The sequence below is a fragment of the Streptomyces sp. NPDC002817 genome (assembly GCF_053592055.1).
In genome coordinates this window covers 265,745-282,438 of record NZ_JBSFUY010000008.1, presented here as the reverse complement: position 1 = coordinate 282,438, position 16,694 = coordinate 265,745, and the positions used below count along the sequence as shown (strand labels likewise).

At 72.0% G+C, this 16,694-nt stretch carries 18 protein-coding genes; 9 read left to right on the top strand and 9 right to left on the bottom strand.

Annotated features, from left to right (window positions below; genetic code table 11):
• The first annotated feature begins 202 nt into the window (after positions 1-202).
• The 3 genes from ACWD3I_RS18565 to ACWD3I_RS18555 are packed head-to-tail and all read left to right on the top strand — an operon-like array spanning position 203 to position 2,139.
• Entirely contained in the window at positions 203-1,063 is an 861-nt protein-coding gene (locus ACWD3I_RS18565; protein WP_266828601.1) for a helix-turn-helix domain-containing protein, read from the top strand.
• Entirely contained in the window at positions 1,064-1,318 is a 255-nt protein-coding gene (locus ACWD3I_RS18560; protein ID WP_266828603.1) for a DUF397 domain-containing protein, read from the top strand. It abuts the gene before it with no gap.
• A gap of 32 nt (positions 1,319-1,350) precedes the next feature.
• Positions 1,351-2,139, top strand: coding sequence for an SAM-dependent methyltransferase (locus tag ACWD3I_RS18555; RefSeq protein ID WP_365394578.1), 789 nt, complete (start codon positions 1,351-1,353; stop codon positions 2,137-2,139).
• Positions 2,140-2,144: 5 nt separating this feature from the next.
• Here ACWD3I_RS18555 and ACWD3I_RS18550 read toward each other — a convergent pair whose 3' ends face one another.
• The 4 genes from ACWD3I_RS18550 to pdxR all read right to left on the bottom strand — a co-directional run bounded on the left by ACWD3I_RS18550 (position 2,145) and on the right by pdxR (position 7,774).
• Complete coding sequence (locus ACWD3I_RS18550) at positions 2,145-2,783, bottom strand: fused DSP-PTPase phosphatase/NAD kinase-like protein (RefSeq protein WP_365394579.1); 639 nt, start codon at positions 2,781-2,783, stop codon at positions 2,145-2,147.
• A gap of 171 nt (positions 2,784-2,954) precedes the next feature.
• Positions 2,955-3,872, bottom strand: coding sequence for a hypothetical protein (locus tag ACWD3I_RS18545; protein ID WP_365394580.1), 918 nt, complete (start codon positions 3,870-3,872; stop codon positions 2,955-2,957).
• The gene (locus ACWD3I_RS18540; protein ID WP_365394581.1) at positions 3,869-6,013 is read right to left on the bottom strand and encodes a PEP/pyruvate-binding domain-containing protein; all 2,145 of its coding nucleotides are present in this window, start codon (positions 6,011-6,013) and stop codon (positions 3,869-3,871) included. The genes ACWD3I_RS18545 and ACWD3I_RS18540 overlap by 4 nt, the downstream gene beginning before the upstream one ends.
• Before the next feature lie 279 nt (positions 6,014-6,292).
• Positions 6,293-7,774, bottom strand: a complete 1,482-nt coding sequence (gene pdxR, locus ACWD3I_RS18535) for a MocR-like pyridoxine biosynthesis transcription factor PdxR (RefSeq protein WP_365394582.1) — start codon at positions 7,772-7,774, stop codon at positions 6,293-6,295.
• A gap of 47 nt (positions 7,775-7,821) precedes the next feature.
• On the opposite strand from pdxR, the gene ACWD3I_RS18530 reads away from it, so the two are divergent.
• Positions 7,822-8,298, top strand: a complete 477-nt coding sequence (locus ACWD3I_RS18530; protein ID WP_365394583.1) for a carboxymuconolactone decarboxylase family protein — start codon at positions 7,822-7,824, stop codon at positions 8,296-8,298.
• 119 nt (positions 8,299-8,417) lie between these two features.
• Here ACWD3I_RS18530 and ACWD3I_RS18525 read toward each other — a convergent pair whose 3' ends face one another.
• The 4 genes from ACWD3I_RS18525 to ACWD3I_RS18510 form a co-directional block, all read right to left on the bottom strand.
• Positions 8,418-9,905 (bottom strand): glutamate synthase subunit beta, encoded by a 1,488-nt coding sequence (locus ACWD3I_RS18525; protein ID WP_365394584.1) that lies wholly within the window; start codon positions 9,903-9,905, stop codon positions 8,418-8,420.
• Between the two features lie 158 nt (positions 9,906-10,063).
• Positions 10,064-10,543 carry an anthrone oxygenase family protein gene (locus tag ACWD3I_RS18520; RefSeq protein WP_046262712.1) on the bottom strand — a complete coding sequence of 160 codons (480 nt, stop codon included), beginning with the start codon at positions 10,541-10,543 and terminating at the stop codon, positions 10,064-10,066.
• A gap of 227 nt (positions 10,544-10,770) precedes the next feature.
• Complete coding sequence (locus ACWD3I_RS18515) at positions 10,771-11,466, bottom strand: DUF2293 domain-containing protein (protein WP_365394585.1); 696 nt, start codon at positions 11,464-11,466, stop codon at positions 10,771-10,773.
• Between the two features lie 7 nt (positions 11,467-11,473).
• Positions 11,474-12,202 carry an NAD(P)-dependent oxidoreductase gene (locus ACWD3I_RS18510; protein WP_365394586.1) on the bottom strand — a complete coding sequence of 243 codons (729 nt, stop codon included), beginning with the start codon at positions 12,200-12,202 and terminating at the stop codon, positions 11,474-11,476.
• A 99-nt stretch (positions 12,203-12,301) separates the two neighbouring features.
• On the opposite strand from ACWD3I_RS18510, the gene ACWD3I_RS18505 reads away from it, so the two are divergent.
• The 4 genes from ACWD3I_RS18505 (at position 12,302) to ACWD3I_RS18490 (ending at position 14,391) form a co-directional block, all read left to right on the top strand.
• Positions 12,302-12,697: a winged helix-turn-helix transcriptional regulator gene (locus ACWD3I_RS18505; protein WP_365394587.1), complete on the top strand. Its 396-nt coding sequence runs from the start codon at positions 12,302-12,304 to the stop codon at positions 12,695-12,697.
• 17 nt (positions 12,698-12,714) lie between these two features.
• Positions 12,715-13,356, top strand: a complete 642-nt coding sequence (locus ACWD3I_RS18500) for a nucleoside/nucleotide kinase family protein (protein WP_365394588.1) — start codon at positions 12,715-12,717, stop codon at positions 13,354-13,356.
• Positions 13,357-13,436: 80 nt separating this feature from the next.
• Positions 13,437-13,850 carry a PPOX class F420-dependent oxidoreductase gene (locus ACWD3I_RS18495; protein WP_365394589.1) on the top strand — a complete coding sequence of 138 codons (414 nt, stop codon included), beginning with the start codon at positions 13,437-13,439 and terminating at the stop codon, positions 13,848-13,850.
• A gap of 112 nt (positions 13,851-13,962) precedes the next feature.
• Positions 13,963-14,391, top strand: coding sequence for a CBS domain-containing protein (locus tag ACWD3I_RS18490; protein WP_365394590.1), 429 nt, complete (start codon positions 13,963-13,965; stop codon positions 14,389-14,391).
• Positions 14,392-14,494: 103 nt separating this feature from the next.
• On the opposite strand, the gene corA is transcribed toward ACWD3I_RS18490, so the two are convergent.
• A complete protein-coding gene (corA, locus tag ACWD3I_RS18485) occupies positions 14,495-15,622 on the bottom strand; it encodes a magnesium/cobalt transporter CorA (RefSeq protein WP_365394591.1) in 1,128 nt (375 codons plus the stop codon).
• Positions 15,623-15,878: 256 nt separating this feature from the next.
• On the opposite strand from corA, the gene ACWD3I_RS18480 reads away from it, so the two are divergent.
• On the top strand, positions 15,879-16,673 hold the full coding sequence (locus tag ACWD3I_RS18480) for a methyltransferase domain-containing protein (protein ID WP_365394592.1): 795 nt from the start codon (positions 15,879-15,881) through the stop codon (positions 16,671-16,673).
• Positions 16,674-16,694: the final 21 nt, after the last annotated feature.

Here is a 16,694-nt window from a genome sequence, read left to right as displayed (position 1 = left end):
TGAAAATTGCAGAGTGCTGTGTGACGGTCTGGAAGGCCGTGGCACACTGCTCGCAACAGCATGTCGAGCGGCGCCAGTTGAGATCACCGGAGATCCGACCAGGTCTTCGAATAGGTCTTCGAATGGCGCCGTCCGGCTGCCAGGATTCTTTTGCACAGGTTTTTACGGTCTTCGGACCTCAGGGACGTCCAGGAGGTGGAGGGTGAGCGAGCCGCGGTCCGCGCCGACGGTCGGCCAGGTCGTCCTCGGTCGGCGCCTGCTGGACCTGCGCGAACGCGCCGGTCTCAAGCGTGAGGAGGCCGCCCGCGTCCTGCGCGTCGCCCCCGCCACGGTCCGCCGGATGGAGATGGCCGAGGTCGGCCTCAAGATCCCGTATCTCCAGCTGCTCCTGAAGTCCTACGGCGTCTCCGAGGAGGAGGCCGACGCCTTCGTGGAGCTGGCAGAGGAGGCCAACAAACCCGGCTGGTGGCAGCGGTTCCACGACATCCTGCCCGGCTGGTTCTCGATGTACGTCAGCCTCGAGGGCGCCGCCGGCCTCATCCGGTCCTACGACCCCCACTTCCTGCCCGGACTGCTGCAGACCGAGGAGTACGCCCGCGGCGTCCTGAAGTCGGGGGCCATCGGCCAGACCAGCCCGGACGACATCGAACGGCACGTCGCACTGCGAGTACAACGCCAGGAACTGCTCACCCGTCCCGACGCACCGCGGTTCTGGGCCGTGGTGGACGAGACCGCGCTGCGCCGCCCCGTCGGCGGCCCGGAGGTGATGCGGGCCCAGATCGACAAGCTGCTCGAGGCCACGAAGCTGCCCAACGTGACCCTGCAGGTCGCCCCGTTCGCCAACGGGCCGCACCCCGGCACGTACGGGCCCTTCGTGCTGTTCCGATTCGCCGTGCCGGAGCTTCCGGACATGGTCTACAGCGAGTACCTGACCGGCGCCGTCTATCTCGACGCGCGCCCCGAGGTGGCGACCCATCTCGAGGTCATGGACCGCATGGCGGCGCAGGCCGCTACGGCACATCGCACGAAGGAGATCCTCCGGGATCTCCGCAAGGAGCTGTGAATGGATCGCATCAAGCCGCGCATACCGGTCTACAACGGCATGCCCGCGCGGGAGTTGGGCAGCGAGGGCTGGCACAAGCCGTGGAGCGGCGGCAACGGCGGCAACTGCCTGGAGGCGATGAAGCTGGCCGACGGACGGATCGCCGTCCGTCAGTCCACGGACCCGGACGGGCCGGCGCTGATCTACACCAGCGACGAGATGACGGCCTTCATCGAGGGCGCCAAGGCGGGGGAGGCGGACTTCCTGCTGTCGTGACGTGGTTGCTGTGACATAGGCATGCTTAAGCAATGGTTGAGATCGACACCGGCAAACCCCACCCCGCCCGGATGTACGACTGGTACCTCGGCGGCACTCACAACTACCCGGTAGACGAGGCGATGGGCCGGCAGATGCTGGCCCTCGATCCCAGAGTTCCGGTCATGGCCCGGGTCAACCGGGCCTTCATGCACAGATCCACGAACTGGCTGGCCCGCCAGGGCATCCGCCAGTTCCTGGACGTCGGCAGTGGCATACCCACAGAGCCCAACCTCCATCAGATCGCCCAGAAGATCGCGCCCGACGCGCACGTCGTCTACTGCGACAACGATCCGATCGTCCTCGCCCACGCGGCGGATCTGCTGCGGGGCACGGACGACGGCGTGACGGAGTATCTGCAGGCCGACTTCCGTGACACGGACGCCATCGTGAAAGGCGCGCGGAAGATCCTGGACTTCGACCGCCCCGTCGCGCTGTCTCTCGTGGCCCTGCTGCACTTCGTTCCGGACGAGGACGGCGCATACGAACTGGTCGCGCGGCTGCTCGACCGACTGCCCTCCGGCAGCTACCTGGTGGCCAGCCACGCGACCGCCGACTTCACCCCGGAGGAGTCGAGGGTGGCCACCGACAAACTCAAGGCCGCCGGTGTCACGCTGGCGTTGCGCTCCCGCGAGGAGTTCGCCCGCTTCTTCGACGGCCTGGAACTCGTCCAACCCGGCGTCGAAGTACCCCAGTTGTGGCATCCCGAACTGGGCGAGCCGGTGCCGGGGCAGGACGACGGCGTGATTCCCGGGTACGGGGCGGTGGCTCGTAAGCCGTGAGGTGACTAGAACCAGGACGCGATGCGCCGGGGCGCGTCCACCAGCCGGCTGACCGCCACCACCGGCAGCGGCGGCTGTGCCGCCTCGTTCCGGCTGAGGTTCAGCCCGTAGTAGATCTGCTCGATCGACGGCGGTCCGACCGCGAGATTGCGCCGGACCGCCGAAGCGGACGACTCCTCGCCGGTCTGCACGAGATAGGCCGCCGCCATCGTGCCCGTACGGCCGACTCCCGCGCCGCAGTGCACGAACACGGGCCCTGACGACTTGGCGACGATGTCCAGGAGGCGCCGCACCTGCTCGGGCTTCGGCGTCTGACCGTCACGGATCTGCAGTCGTACGACGTCCAGACCGGCATCGGTCGGACCGGCGAGCTGGTGGGCGCTGAGGTCCTCGGCGCGCAGGTCGACGACCGTGGTGAAGCCCATGGCCGCCAGCGTCCGGTACCCGGCCGGGGAGGGAGCGGCGCCGCGCCACAGGTGGCCCGACGCGTCGACCGGCTGGAAGTTGTGGACGCCCTGCACGGTGCGGGTCCCCGCCGGCGCCGGGGTCTCCTGGCGCATCCAGTACGACAGGGCCAGGATGCCCCCGGCTCCGGCCGCCCACAGGACGACGTAACCGAGGACGAGGGTCAGGAGGATCCGCATGGTGCGTCGCCGGAGCGGACGCCGAGGGGCGGCAGGGCGGGGGAGAGTGGCGGTGAGAACAGCCATGAGCGACCAGGGGGACTAGGGGACGTAGGCGCCTTGGCAGCGTAACCCGAGGTCCTCTTGGCCGTCTTGTCCGTGTACACAAGCAAATGTGTCCTTCGTGTCCGATCAGTCGTCGTCGGAGTCCGCGTCGCCGATGCCGACCACCGTGAGATGGGCGCGCTCCAGGGTCGCGTCCTCCAGACAGCCCCGCAGCCGCATACGGTCGTGCTCGGTCAGAGCGGGGTGGACGACGCCCGCGAAGAGGCCGTCCCCCAGGTCACCGAGGGCGGCGTGCCGCAACGGTACGGACGTGGAGTCCCGGCAGCGCTCCCAGACCTGCTGCGCGGCCAGGGATCGGCGTGCGGCCGTCGTGTCCGGCCCGCGCAGGTCGACCTGGACGAGCACCGATGTGGCCTCGCTCTCGTCCGCCTTCTCCTCCCTGGTCTGGGTGAGGTCGGCGAGACCCACGACCAGCGCGCCGAGCAGGGCGGCACCGACGACCCCGACGGTGACGAGACGCGCGGTACGGCCCGGCGAGCGGCGGGCGGCGGGCGACGGCAGGTCCTCCAGGTCGTCGGGCGAGGCCGGGTCGGGTGCGGTGAGGACGGCCAGCCGCCCGGCGAGCCGCCGCTCGGCGGGACGGGCCGTGGCCGAGGCGACGCGCTGCACCACCCAGGCGAGCCCGGACAGCAGCACACCGGTGACCATGAGGACCGGTACGAAGACATACGCCCGGTCCGCCGGGTCCTCCAGCCACCGGAACCGGGTCTCCTCCCGTTCCACGGCCGGCTGCCTCAGCCGGGCCAGCGCGTCCTCCTGCCGTGCCGCCAGCTCCCGCTGCCGCAGGTCGGACGCGCTCAGCCGCTCCTCGATACGGGTCAGCCGCCCCAGCATCACGATGCCGAGCAGCAGCACCTCGACGACCAGCAGCAGAACACCCATCAGCATGGCCCGCTGCCATTGCCACCGGTACAGATAGACGACGAGGTACGTCCCGGCGCCGGCCGCGGCCAGGCCCGCGAAGACGTACGCGATCCTCCTCATGGCGTGTCTCCCGGCCGTACGTCCCCGGCGGTCCCGTCGACGGTGAGGCGGGAACCGACAGGGAAGCGGTGCACGGCGTCCGTCACCCCCACGACGGCGGGGAGCTCGAACTCCCTTGCCAGCACCGCGAGATGGGACAAGGGGCTGCCGGTCTGCGCGACCAGCCCGGTGAGACCGGGCAGCAGCGGGGCGAGCGCGGGATCCAGGGTCCGTACGACGAGCACGGCGTCCTCGGGCTGCGGCCCCGCCCCGTCCCAGACGGTCCCGACGGCCCGTCCACCGGACACCCCGCGCATACCGTGGCGGTTCCCGCCCCCCCGCTCGGCGACGACACCTCCGGCCTCCGTAAGCCGGAACGCGTCCGGCAACGGCGCCGACTCGTCCAGGGGCACCCGTGCCCCGAGATCGGCGGGCAGCGGCGCGCCGTGCAGCCCCGCGGCCAGCTCCCGCCACCGCAGCAGCCCGACCCGCTCCGCGTCGAGCCCGAGCCGCCGCGCCGCCTCCTGCACGAGCCGCACCTGGAGCTCCTGCACCCAGCGGATGCGGAGGCGGAGGGACTCGCGGGGCGGGAGGCCGGTGGTGGGGGAGTGGTGCGTGCCGTGCCGGGGTTCCGGCGGAACGTTCTCGGCAGTGTCCGGTACGCGGGACCTCGGCACGGCCTGCTCCTCGTCGCCGGCCACGTCCGCCGGCGACGGGAGCCGCCCCCGCTTGCGCAGGCTCGGTGAGGTGAGCGCCAGGACCACCGGGTTCTCGGCGATCACCCGCTCGTCGGGCACGCCACGCGCGCGTGCCGTCTCCAGGGCGGCCAGTGCGGTGCCCGCCGCAGTACGGCTCTTGGGGGGCTCCTTGAGGAGCGTTCCCGCGAGGGCCTCCTGGGCGTGCAGGGAGACCAGGGTCCTGCGGGTCCAGCGGACCTCCGCGACCAGGGCGGACGCGGGGAGCGCGGACAGCCGCGGTAGCTCGGCGAGGCGGCGGTCGACGTCCGCCACGAGATCCGTCGCCAGACCCGGCAGCGCCGCGGAGAGGCGGCCCACCCGCCAGGCGGCGCCCAGTCGGCGGGCCCCCGGCGCCGGGTTGAGCAGCGCCAGCCACCGGTGCCGCGGACCCGTGGTGCCGAGCAGCCGCAGGTCGGCGGCGGCCCGACCGCCGACCGTCGTGACCACCGGCACCGTCCGCAGCAGCCGCCGCGGCGCGCTCCCGCCGATGTCGAGAGCGGCGGCGAGCCCGCGGGCCATCGGCGCCACCCACAGGTCCTCCTCCAGCGGCGTCAGCTGCTCGGGCAGCGTCTCCGCCACCGGACCGGGCCCGAGCAGCCGTGCCCCGTGCGGCGGTCGCGCCGCCATCGCCGTGATCGGACGGCTCTGGAACAGCCACAGCCGCCCGTCCCCGTCGAACCCGAACTCGATGTCCTGAGGCCCGCCGAAGATCTGCCGGGCCCGCCGCGCGAGCCGCGCGAGGCGGGCCAGCTCGGAGCGGGTGAGCAGCGCACCGGCCTCGGAAGGCTCCGTCCGCAGCAGCCGTCCCCGCCCGCTCAGCCAGTAGTTGGTGCCCGCCTGTTCCCCGCTGACCAGCGTGTCCGGACCGCCCCGCACCGCGCTCACCAGCATCCGGTCGGTCCGCCCCTCCACGGGATCGGCACCGAACATGACCCCGCCGACCCGCGCCGCGAGCATCGGCTGCACGAGGACCGCCATCGGCGCCGTTGCCCCGTCGGGCCGTACCGCAGAATCGAGCACGGTCCGCACCGCCGTACGGAAGTCCTGCCATCCCCGCACGTCCAGGACGGAGGCGAACTGGCCCGCCAGGGACGACTCCTCCGTGTCCTCCTGGGGCGAGGAGGACCGGACGACGAGCGGGCGGGCGCCGCCGTCGGAGAGCTCCTGCCAGGCCCGCCGCAGGGCGACCGGGTCGTCGCCCCCTTGGTACGGGATCACGAAGCCGGGGAGCACCGGCAGCCCCGCACCGGCCGCGCGCGCGAGGTTCGCGGCCTTGGACCCCGCGTCGGTGGGTACCGCGGCGCCGGGACGGTCGAGCGGGACGGTGACCGGGGCATGGGCGTCGACCAGACCGAGGGCCACCTCGCCGCGAGGCCTGTCCCCGTCGCGTGCGCCTTCTCCGTGACGTTCGTCGAGCGTCGTCATCGCTCACCCTCCAGGACCGGCCGCCAACAGGGGGGACGCGCGGGGGTGGCCCTGCGCCTGACGGCGGAACGAAGGATGGGGCGAGCCGCTGCCGATCCCACCGGGGGTCCGACGGCAGCACACCTCCTGCTGCAATGATCCCACCGCTGTTGGTTTCCATGCCGGTCGGAAGCCACTTTTCGGACGTACGGAGAGGAATCAGGAGCACCGGAGGAGAGCGCCCGGGGCGCGCTCCTTCGCAGGCAGTACGCCGCGCCTCCTCCGGGGGAAGGAGACCCCTCAGCCGGCCTCGGGGGGCAGCACCCGGCACAGGGCGTCCAGCGCCGCGCCGTACGCGTGCTCCGAGGGCGTCGCGTATCCGACGACGAGCCCGTCGTAGGCCGGTACGGCGGCCTCGGACGGCTCCGGCGCCTTCGATGCCTTCGGTGCCTGTGGTGTCTTCGGTGCTTGCGGGTGCCGGAACTCGGCGAGGCCGTCCAGCGCGATGCCCGCCCAGGCGGCCGCCTTCAGCGCGGACCGCTCGGTGCCGGGCGGCAGCCTCAGCACCGCGTGCAGCCCGGCCGCGACCCCGGTCACCTCGATGTGCGGCGCGTGCTCGGCCAGCGCCGCGACCAGGCGGTCACGGCGGCTCCGGTAGTGCTGCCGCATGCGCCGCACATGACGGTCGTACGACCCCGACGACAGGAAGTCGGCGAGGCTCAGCTGGTCGAGGACGCTCACCCAGGCCTCCCGCTCGCCCTTGGCCGCGAGCACGCTGGCGACATGGCGCTCCGGCAGCACCATCCACCCCAGCCGCAGCGCGGGCGACAGGCTCTTGCTGACCGAGCCGACGAAGATCACCCGCTCCGGGTCGAGGCCCTGGACCGCACCGACGGGTTTGCGGTCGTAGCGGAACTCCCCGTCGTAGTCGTCCTCCAGCACCACCCCGCCACGCGCGCGTGCCCAGTCGACGACGGCCGCCCGCCGCTCGGCGTGCAGCGGCCCGCCGGTCGGGAACTGGTGGGCGGGCGTGAGCAGTACGGCCCGCTCCCGCGCCAACCGGCCCACATCGGCGCCGTGTTCGTCCAGGGGGAGCGGTACGGTCCGGACGCCCGCGTCGGCGAGGAGTTCGCGGTGGAAGGGCAGACCGTACGCCTCGACGGCCAGGGTGCCGCGCAGGACCGGCGTCCCGGACAGCAGCCGCAGCGCGTGCGCGAAGCCGGAGCAGATCACGATCCGGCCCGGCTCGGTGCGTACGCCACGCGCGCGTGCCAGGTACTCCGTGAGCGCCTCCCGCAGCTCGACGCGGCCGGCGGGATCGCCGGGGCCGAACACCTCGTTGGGCGCCTGCTGAAGGGCCCGCCGGTAGGAGGCCAGCCAGGCGGCGCGCGGGAACGTCGACGCGTCCGGGGTGCCCTGGCGCAGGTCGTGCCGGGGTCCACGCGCGCGTGGCGGAGTCTTCACGGGTACGCGCGCGTGCTTCGGGTTCGGACGCAACGGCTCGGTCCGTTCGGCGACCCGCGTCCCCGACCCCTGCCGGGCGGTGAGCCAGCCCTCCGCGACGAGCTCGGCGTAGGCGTCGGCCACCGTGTTGCGGGCCACGCCCAGGTCGGCGGCGAGCGAACGGTACGGCGGCAGCCGGGTCCCGGGGGTGAGCCGGCCGCTGCGTACGGCCTCCCTCAGGGCATCGATGAGAGCGGCCCGTCTGCTGCCCGGCCCGGAAAGCTCCAGGTGCAGGTCGGAGCCGATCCGCTCCGCGGAATTGACCCACGATCTAGCCATGGAAATGCACCCTACAGCGGGTCTATCGGCCCCATAGGTTGAGGGACATGACGACGAACACGAACACCGCCGCCGCTCCCCGCCTCGACTTCGCCAAGTCCGCCCCGAAGGTCTTCCGCGCCCTCATCGGCTTCGACGCCGCCGCCCGCGCGGGCCTGGACCCGGCCCTGGTGGAACTGATCCAGATCCGCGCCTCGCACCTCAACCACTGCGCCTACTGCCTCCACATGCACACCAACGACGCCCGCAAGGCCGGCGAGAGCGAGGACCGGCTCCACATGGTCGCCGTCTGGCGCGAGGCCCGGCACTTTTTCACGGAGAGGGAGCAGGCGGCCCTGGCCCTGACCGAGGCGGTGACGCTGGTGGCCGACGGGGGCGTCCCGGACGAGGTGTACGCGCAGGCCGCGGCCCGGTTCGGGGAGGAGGAGCTGGCGCAGGTGCTCGGGCTGATCTTCGCCATCAACACCTGGAACAGGCTGGCCCTGGCGACGAAGAAGGTGGCGGGGACGGACGAGCGGGTCTGAGCGTGGTTTGGGAGAACCGGACGATCTTCGACTCGTCACGGAAGCGACGTGGACGAGCGGATCCGAACGAGGGAGGGGCCGACGGGCCGTGGCGCCCGCCGTCGCCGTCTGCGGCTCGGCTACACCGTCATAGGCCGGTCGTACGGCCCGATCGGCGCCGGCAGTCGCGAACTCCCCGTCAGATGGCGGTCGACCGCAGCCGCCACCGCCCGTCCCTCTGCGATCGCCCACACGATGAGCGACTGCCCCCGGGCGGCATCCCCCGCGGCGAACACCCCGGGAGCGCTCGTCGCGAAGTCGGCGTCCCGGGTGATCGTGCCGCGCGGCTCCATCGCCAGCCCCAGCTGATCGACGAGCCCGTCCTCCCGGTCCGGCCCGGAGAAGCCGAGGGCGAGCAGGACGAGATCGGCGGGGAGCGTCCGCCCGGTGCCCGACACCGGCCGCCGCTCGGCGTCGACCTCGACCAGATGCAGCGACCGCACCTGCCCGTCCGCGTCGCCGGTGAAGCGGAGCGTGGACGCCGCGAACAGCCGCGCGTCCGCGTGGGCCGCCGGTGCGGTCCGGAGGTCGCCGGCCTCCTCGTGCGCGGCCGAGAGCCGGTAGATCTTCGGATAGGTCGGCCAGGGCTCGGCGTCCTCGTCGCGCTCGGCGCCGGGCTGGGCGTAGATGTCCAACTGGCTGACGGACGCGGCCCCTTCGCGCACCGCCGTCCCCAGACAGTCGGCCCCCGTGTCACCACCGCCGACGATGACGACATGCTTCCCGGCGGCGGACATCGGGGAGCTCTCCAAGTCCCCCTCGCACACCCGGTTGGCCAGCGGGAGATACTCCATCGCCTGGTGGACTCCCGCCAACTCCCGCCCGGGCACGGACAGTTCACGCCATGCCGTGGCCCCGGTCGCGATCACCACCGCGTCGTAGCGGGCCCGCAGCTCCGCCGCCCCGATGTCCCGTCCGACCACCGTCGACGTACGGAACTTCGTGCCCTCGGCCCGCATCTGCTCGATCCGCCGCTGAAGATGGCGCTTCTCCATCTTGAACTCGGGGATGCCGTACCGCATCAGCCCGCCGAGGCGGTCGTCCTTCTCGTACACCGCGACCGTGTGCCCCGCCCGGGTCAGCTGCTGTGCCGCCGCGAGTCCGGTCGGCCCCGACCCGATCACCGCGACCGTGCGCCCGGAGAGCCGGTCCGGTGGCCGCGGTGGTGCGAACCCCAGCTCCCAGGCCCGGTCGGCGATGGCCACCTCGACGTTCTTGATGGTGACCGCGGGCTGGTTGATGGCGAGCACGCACCCTGCCTCGCAGGGCGCCGGGCACAACCGACCCGTGAACTCCGGGAAGTTGTTCGTGGCGTGCAGCCGGTCGGCGGCCTGGCGCCAGTCGTCCCGGCTCACCAGGTCGTTCCACTCGGGGATCAGATTGCCCAGTGGACACGCGTCGTGGCAGAAGGGGATGCCGCAGTCCATGCAGCGGTCGGCCTGCTTGTTGATGATGGGCAGCAACGCCCCGGGGACATACACCTCGTCCCAGTCCCCGACCCGTTCCTCGACGGGCCGGCGAGGCCACTCCTGGCGAGGAGTGGTCATGAATCCCTTGGGATCGGCCATGGCCGTCTTCCTTGCGTGGGCGTCGACGGGCCGTGCGTCATCGGGCGGCACCCTTTCGGCCACGATACGTCCCGTCGGCCACTCGCGCAGGGGAGAAGACAGGGCGAGGGGACAGCGCTTTCCGGTGGCTCCTCCGGGCTGTCCCCGTACTCGCGCGGCTACGTGAGGGCCAGCACGTAGGACACCGCCGCGGCGCCCGAGGCGACCATACGGACGTGGTTCCAGACCGTCCACTCGCGCACATACTCCGGCCAGTACGCGGCCGCTTCTGCCGTCCCCGCGTCCAGCCTCATCAACGTGTCGTTGCGCGGCACGTTCGCGACCATCGTCACCCCGAACGAGCCGAACAGATACAGCGCGCTGCCCAGCAGCAGCTCCACCGTCCCCTCGTCCGGCCACAGCACGAACGTCACCACCGCGATCACCGCGCACAGCACCGCCGACCCGGCGAACACGAGCATGAACGCGGGCCGCAGCGCGGTCACGTTGATCGCCTTCATGGCGGCGACGCCCTGCGCCGGCGGCAGCGCGGCGAGCCCCTTCATCACGAAGGTGGAGAAGGCGCAGAAGACCCCGGCCACCAGACCGGTCCCGAGCACACCCAGCACCGTCAGTACGAAGTACGGTCCCTCGATCATGTCGTCAACTCCCGCATCGAGCCGAGATCCTGCCCGGCACCAACCGTCACCACAAGTGAATTCCCGTACGGGAAGGGTCACCATGGCCGAAGGCCGCGCGGGCATACGCGAGCGTCCAAAGAGGAGAACCTCCCCCCGCCGCAGCCCTCCGAATCACCGGTCCACTCCCGGGCGCGGCGGGACGGCGGCACAGCCCGGCGATGCCGTGGGACCGCGGCCTCGCCCCCTCAACCGGCCTCGGCCTCCGTCGCCCGCCATCCGCCCAGCGCCGTCTCCACGGCCGCCGCGATCCGCCTGCGCGCCTCGTGCCGCGGCACCCCGCTCATCAGCAACTGGTCGTACGGCGTGTCCAGATGCCGTACGGACGCCACGACCGCCGAGACCACCGCCCCCTCGGACAACGCCCGCCCCGCCGCACTCCGCCCCACCCGTCCACTGCCCCGCACCGAGGCATGCGCCGCGATCCCCCGCGCCCGCTCCGCCGGGCAGCCGGGAAACAGCCGCCGTATCTCCGCCGCGAACGCGTCCGTGAACCGCACGTCCTCCGCCGCCCGCCGCCGCGCGTCCCGCGACCGGCGCCGCCGCCGCGCCTCGGCGTCCGCGAGGCACCGCACCTCGGCCCGCGTGAGCGCCTCCTCCTCGACGAGCACGCCCTGCCGCTCGTATCTCGACCTGCGCCGGTTGAACCGGACGACCACCGCCGACAGCGCGCTCTCCTCCCGCGCCCTGCGTGTCAGCGCGGTGTCGCCGCGCGGCAGGAACACCAGATGCCCGAGGTCGGCGCAGTCCAGACACCGCGGTGCCCCCTCCTCCAGCACCAGCAGCGACAACGGCCCGCCCCGGCACTCGGCGCACTGCTTCCGCCTGAGGGGCTGGACGACGAGAAGCCCGGTGCGGCGCGGGGGAGTCGCGAGGCGAGACATACCGGGTTCATTCCCGCGAGCGGGCCATGAACCACGGCCTTGCCCTACTCGGCGTCCTCTCCGGAGTCGACCACCGACACCCGCGTCCGATGCGCCGTGGGCCGCTCGATCTCGTCGACCACCGCCACGGCGAGGTCCGCGTACGACAGGACACGCGTCCCGTCGGGCACCCGCTCCCCGCCGAGCACATAGCGCCCGGTGCGCGGAGCGCCCTCCTCCAGTCCTCCCCCCCCGGGGTGAGCATCACCCAGTCGACGCGGCCGCCGTCACCCTCCGCCCGCAGCCGGCTCAGCCCCGCCGTGTGCGCCAGCGCGAACGGCCGGATCTCCGGCGGGAACGCCGCGGGGTCGTCCATCACCGGCCGTCCGTCCGCCCCGAGCAGATCCGCGAACAGCCCCACGGCGACCAGCCGCCGTACGCCCGCCGCCGTGAGCCCGCCGAGCAGCGCGTCCGCGGCCTTCACGAAGAAGTCCGGGTCGAGCGCGCCGAAGCCCTGCTCCGGCCCGCTGAACGGCGACACCGCGTGCACGGCGGCCAGGTGCCCGACCGCCACGGAACCGACCGAACCGGGATCCGTCACATCGCCCCGGACCACGGCCACCCCGTCCGCCCCGAGCTCCGCATACCGCGCCGGATCCCGCACCACGGCCGTCACCTCGTACCCACGCCGCCGGGCCTCCGCCGTGACGGCCCGCCCCGCACGTCCGCCCGCTCCGAGGACGACGATCCCACCCATGCCCAACCTCCTTGTCACACACCGCGGTTCGGTGTCTGACCTGGACGTTGGAGACACAAGGGCCGGTTACTTCAACGGTATCGGCGCTAACCTCGACCGATGACCGACTCCTCGGACGGCTCCCGACGGGCTCCGCTGGACCCCGACATGTTCGACCCCGTCTGCCCTTCCTCGGTGATGCCCTTCCGAGTGGGGGACAAATGGACCGGCATGGTCATCCGCTGCCTCGAAGGGGGCCCGCGCCGCTTCACCGAACTCCGGGTCCCGCTCAGGGCCGTCACCCCCAAGGTCCTCGCCGAGACCCTGCGCGCGATGGAGCGCGACGGCCTTCTCACCCGCACCGCGTACGACGAGAACCCGCCCCGCGTCGAATACGCCCTCACCCCTCTCGGCCGCACCCTGATCCCCCTGCTCGACGCCGCCCGTGCCTGGAGCGAGACCCACCTCCCGCACCTGCTCGCCGCCCGTCGGGTCCATGAGCGGGACGTGTCCTGACCGTCGGTTGACGCATCATGGGCCGTGTGCGACTCGAAGCGATCACCTGGGAGCGGCTCGGCGATGTGCTGGCCGACCGTCTGCTCGACCTGAAGCCGGCCGACGACAGCCCCTGGACGCGCGTCGCCTTCGACGGTGCCCCCGCGGCCCGCCCGCAGGATCTCGCCGAGCGCGTCTCCGAGGCCCTGCGGACACGCGGCAGCCCCTCGCTCGTCGTCGGCACCCAGGGCTTTCTGCGCCCCGCCTCGCTCCGTCTGGAGTACGGCCGCCAGGACGTGGAGGCGTACTACGACGGCTGGTTCGACACCGGCGCCCTGTGGCGCGAGGTCTTCGGCCCCCTCGAACCGGGCGGCGACGGCCGTGTCCTGCCCGACCTGTGGGATCCCGACACCGACCGCGCCACCCGCAGTCCCTATGTCGAACTCCCGCCCGGTGGCGTCCTGTTGCTGCACGGCCCCCTCCTGCTGCGGCACTGGTTCCCCTTCGATCTGTCCGTCCACGTCCTCCTCTCCCCGGGCGCTCTGCGCCGCCGTACCCCCGAGGCCGACCAGTGGACGCTGGAGGCCTTCGAGCGCTACGCGGACGAGACCGACCCCGCCGGCACCGCCGACGTCCTGGTGAGAGCCGACGACCCCCGGCACCCGGCATGGGGCGGTTGATCCGATACTTCCGGCCGTTCTTCAGAGAAGATCCACCAAAGCGCTTTTATATGCGCGTGCATCTAACTAGGGTGGGTGCCATGACGACTTCCTTGAGCGATCACCTCTCTTTCGACGACTCCGTCCGCGCCCTCCTCGACGGCAAGAACTTCGCCAGCGTCGCCACCCTCGGCCCTGACGGCTCCCCGCAGAACTCGGTGGTCTGGATCAAACGCGAGGGCGACACCGTCCTCTTCTCCTCCACCGATCACCGTCAGAAGGTCCGCAACCTCCGCCGCGACCCCCGGATCAGCGTCTCTGTCTACGACCTCGCCAACCCGTACACCTCGGTCGAGATCCGCGGCACCGCCGAGATCCTCCCGGACCCGGACAAGCAACTCCCGCACGACCTCTCGCACAAGTACCTCGGCATCGACCCGCCCGCCGAGAAGGAGGACGAGGCCCGCGTGATCATCCGCATCGTGCCGCGGAAGATCGTCGGATTCTCGGCCTGAGCGGCTCCCCGGTTCCGGGTGCGGGGGCCCGGCGGCGCGGCGAGAATGTAGGGCGCCGGGACCAGCGGCGCGCCCCGCGCCGCGCCGGCCGTCCGGCACCGGGAGGTACTTCATGACCACCGCCGGAGACATCATGCACCGCGGCGCCCAGTGGATCCCCGCCCACGAGACCCTGGACCGCGCCGCCCAGCTGATGCGCGAGCTCAATGTCGGAGCCCTGCCCATCAGTGACGAGAACGAACGGCTCTGCGGCATCCTCACCGATCGCGACATCGTCATCGGCTGTGTGGCCATGGGACACGACCCCGCCAAGGTCACGGCCGGTGAGATGGCCCAGGGCACCCCGCGCTGGATCGAGGCGGGCGCCGACGTCGGCGATGTGCTCCGCGAGATGCAGGACCACCAGATCCGCCGGCTCCCCGTCATCGAGAACAAGCGCCTGGTCGGCATGATCAGCGAGGCCGACCTGGCCCAGCACCTGACGGAGGACCAGATCCACACCTGGGCGGAGAGCGTCTACGCGAAGAGCTCGATGCGCTGATCCGCGAGGCGCGGTCGGGGGTGGGCGCGGTCGGGGGTGGGTGAGTCCGCCCGCCTCCGACGGGTGGAGTCCACCCCGTCCACCCCCGGTTCCTCCTCGGGGTTCAGAGCCAGCCGCTGCGTCGGAAGCCGCGGTACAGCGTCAGACACGCGACGGCTATCACGCTGAGGACCAGGGGGTAGCCGAACATCCAGCGCAGTTCCGGCATGTGCTCGAAGTTCATGCCGTACACCCCGCAGACCATCGTCGGCACGGCGACGATCGCGGCCCAGGCCGTGATCTTCCGCATGTCCTCGTTCTGTGCGACCGAGACCTGCGCGAGGTGTGCCTGCAGGATCGAGTTGAGCAGTTCGTCGAAGGCGGCGATCTGCTCCTTGGCGCGCAGCAGATGGTCGGACACGTCGCGGAAGTAGGCCTGTATCTCCGGGGCGATCGCCCGTATCGGCCGGGTGGAGAGCTCCTCGATGGGCCGGGTCAGCGGGACCACGGCCCGCTTCAGCTCCAGGAGTTCGCGCTTGAGCTGGTAGATACGCCCCGGGTCCAGCCGTGCGCCGTTCTCGGAGAAGACGTCCGACTCGACCTGGTCGAGGTCGGCCTGCACCAGGTCGGTGACGTGCAGATAGTCGTCGACCACATGGTCCGCGACCGCGTGCAGCACCGCGGCGGGGCCCTTGGCGAGCTGCTGCGGGTCGGTCTCCAGCTCCTCGCGCAGCGGACCCAGTGAGCCGTGCATGCCGTGCCGGACCGTGATCACGAAGTCCTCGCCGACGAACACCATGATCTCGCCGGTGTTCACCACCTCGCTCGTCGCCGTGAGCTCCTCGTGCTCGACGTAGCAGACCGTCTTGAACACCGCGAACAGCACGTCGTCGTACCGCTCCAGCTTCGGCCGCTGATGTGCCTCGATCGCGTCCTCCACCGCCAGCGGATGGAGCTCGAAGAGTTCCGCGATGCCCGCGAACTCCTGGTCCGTCGGTTCATGGAGACCGAGCCAGACGAAACCGTCGCCGTGCTTGCGCACCCGCTCCACGGCGTCGACCAGATCGCTGCCGCCCAGGACGCGTCCGCCGTCCCGGTACGTCACGCAGTTCACCACGGAGGAACCCAGGGGGGATCGGGCCGGGTGGCTCAGGTCGACGCGCCGGCGCCGCCGCGCCAACCGCGCCACCTTGCGGAGGCCGCCGACCCTGCTGAGGCTCGTGACCTTCCGCAGATTCCCTGCCATGGACATCTGGATCTCCTTGGGTGGATCCCCGCTCACCGCATCTCTGCGCCCTGGCCGGCCAGTCTGCCAGTTCGGGGTAAAAGGCGTGCAAGCCTGTGGGAACAGGATGTTCCGCTTTGTTCCCGCCTGTGGACGACGGGCTTCGGCCGCTGTGACGGCGGGGTGACTGCCGTTGGTTCCGGCGGGCGCCGTCGTACGGTGGCGTCGGGGCGCCGGAGCGTCGACCCGTATGGACAAGACAGGCAAATGGGATGATCGCGACATGACGCGAACCGACGGGTATCTCCTCGACAACCAACAGACGGAGGCCGCAGAGCGCTTCGACGCCTTCGCCGCCCTCTTCGACCCCACGACGTTCCGGCACCTCGAGTCGTTCGGCATCGGACCCGGCTGGCGCTGCTGGGAGGTCGGCGCCGGCGGCACGTCCGTGGTGTCCTGGCTGGCCAAGAAGGTCGGCCCGACCGGACGGGTCGTCGCGACCGACATCGACACCTCGCGGCTCGCCCCGGCCGCCCGCCCGCCGGTCGAGGTCCGGGTCCACGACGTGGGCGCGGAGGAGGCGCCGGGGGAGGGCTTCGACCTCGTCCACGCCCGCCTCGTCCTCGTCCATGTGCCCGACCGGGAACGGGCGTTGCGGTCCATGGCCGGGTCCCTGCGCCCCGGCGGCCGCCTCCTGATCGAGGACGCCGACCCCGCCCTCCAGCCCCTGACCTGCCCCGACGACCACGGCCCCGCCGAGCAGTTGGCGAACCGTCTGCGCCAGGGCTTCCGCCGGCTGCTCGCCGACCGCGGCGCCGACCTCTCCTACGGCCGCCGCCTGCCGCGCCTGCTCCGCGAGGCGGGCCTGCACCGCGTGGAGGCCGACGCGTACTTCCCGCTCAGCTCACCCGCCTGCGCGGCCCTGGAGTCCGCCACGATCCGCCAGATCCGCGGCCAACTCGTCACCGCGGGCCTCGCCACGGACGACGACATCGACCAGCACCTGGCGAACGTCGCGGCGGGCGGCATGGACCTGGCCACGGCGCCGATGATCTCGGCGTGGGGGCGCAAGGCGTAGGGCGGGCATCGGCGTGCGGGA

Excerpts from the sequence above, each read along its gene's own strand:
- ACWD3I_RS18560 (WP_266828603.1), top strand. The coding sequence starts at position 1,064 with ATGGATCGCATCAAGCCGCGCATACCGGTCTACAACGGCATGCCCGCG.
- ACWD3I_RS18555 (WP_365394578.1), top strand. The coding sequence starts at position 1,351 with ATGGTTGAGATCGACACCGGCAAACCCCACCCCGCCCGGATGTACGAC.
- ACWD3I_RS18550 (WP_365394579.1), bottom strand. The coding sequence starts at position 2,783 with ATGCGGATCCTCCTGACCCTCGTCCTCGGTTACGTCGTCCTGTGGGCG.
- ACWD3I_RS18545 (WP_365394580.1), bottom strand. The coding sequence starts at position 3,872 with ATGAGGAGGATCGCGTACGTCTTCGCGGGCCTGGCCGCGGCCGGCGCC.
- ACWD3I_RS18540 (WP_365394581.1), bottom strand. The coding sequence starts at position 6,013 with ATGACGACGCTCGACGAACGTCACGGAGAAGGCGCACGCGACGGGGAC.
- pdxR (WP_365394582.1), bottom strand. The coding sequence starts at position 7,774 with ATGGCTAGATCGTGGGTCAATTCCGCGGAGCGGATCGGCTCCGACCTG.
- ACWD3I_RS18530 (WP_365394583.1), top strand. The coding sequence starts at position 7,822 with ATGACGACGAACACGAACACCGCCGCCGCTCCCCGCCTCGACTTCGCC.
- ACWD3I_RS18525 (WP_365394584.1), bottom strand. The coding sequence starts at position 9,905 with ATGGCCGATCCCAAGGGATTCATGACCACTCCTCGCCAGGAGTGGCCT.
- ACWD3I_RS18520 (WP_046262712.1), bottom strand. The coding sequence starts at position 10,543 with ATGATCGAGGGACCGTACTTCGTACTGACGGTGCTGGGTGTGCTCGGG.
- ACWD3I_RS18515 (WP_365394585.1), bottom strand. The coding sequence starts at position 11,466 with ATGTCTCGCCTCGCGACTCCCCCGCGCCGCACCGGGCTTCTCGTCGTC.
- ACWD3I_RS18510 (WP_365394586.1), bottom strand. The coding sequence starts at position 12,202 with ATGGGTGGGATCGTCGTCCTCGGAGCGGGCGGACGTGCGGGGCGGGCC.
- ACWD3I_RS18505 (WP_365394587.1), top strand. The coding sequence starts at position 12,302 with ATGACCGACTCCTCGGACGGCTCCCGACGGGCTCCGCTGGACCCCGAC.
- ACWD3I_RS18500 (WP_365394588.1), top strand. The coding sequence starts at position 12,715 with ATGGGCCGTGTGCGACTCGAAGCGATCACCTGGGAGCGGCTCGGCGAT.
- ACWD3I_RS18495 (WP_365394589.1), top strand. The coding sequence starts at position 13,437 with ATGACGACTTCCTTGAGCGATCACCTCTCTTTCGACGACTCCGTCCGC.
- ACWD3I_RS18490 (WP_365394590.1), top strand. The coding sequence starts at position 13,963 with ATGACCACCGCCGGAGACATCATGCACCGCGGCGCCCAGTGGATCCCC.
- corA (WP_365394591.1), bottom strand. The coding sequence starts at position 15,622 with ATGTCCATGGCAGGGAATCTGCGGAAGGTCACGAGCCTCAGCAGGGTC.
- ACWD3I_RS18480 (WP_365394592.1), top strand. The coding sequence starts at position 15,879 with ATGACGCGAACCGACGGGTATCTCCTCGACAACCAACAGACGGAGGCC.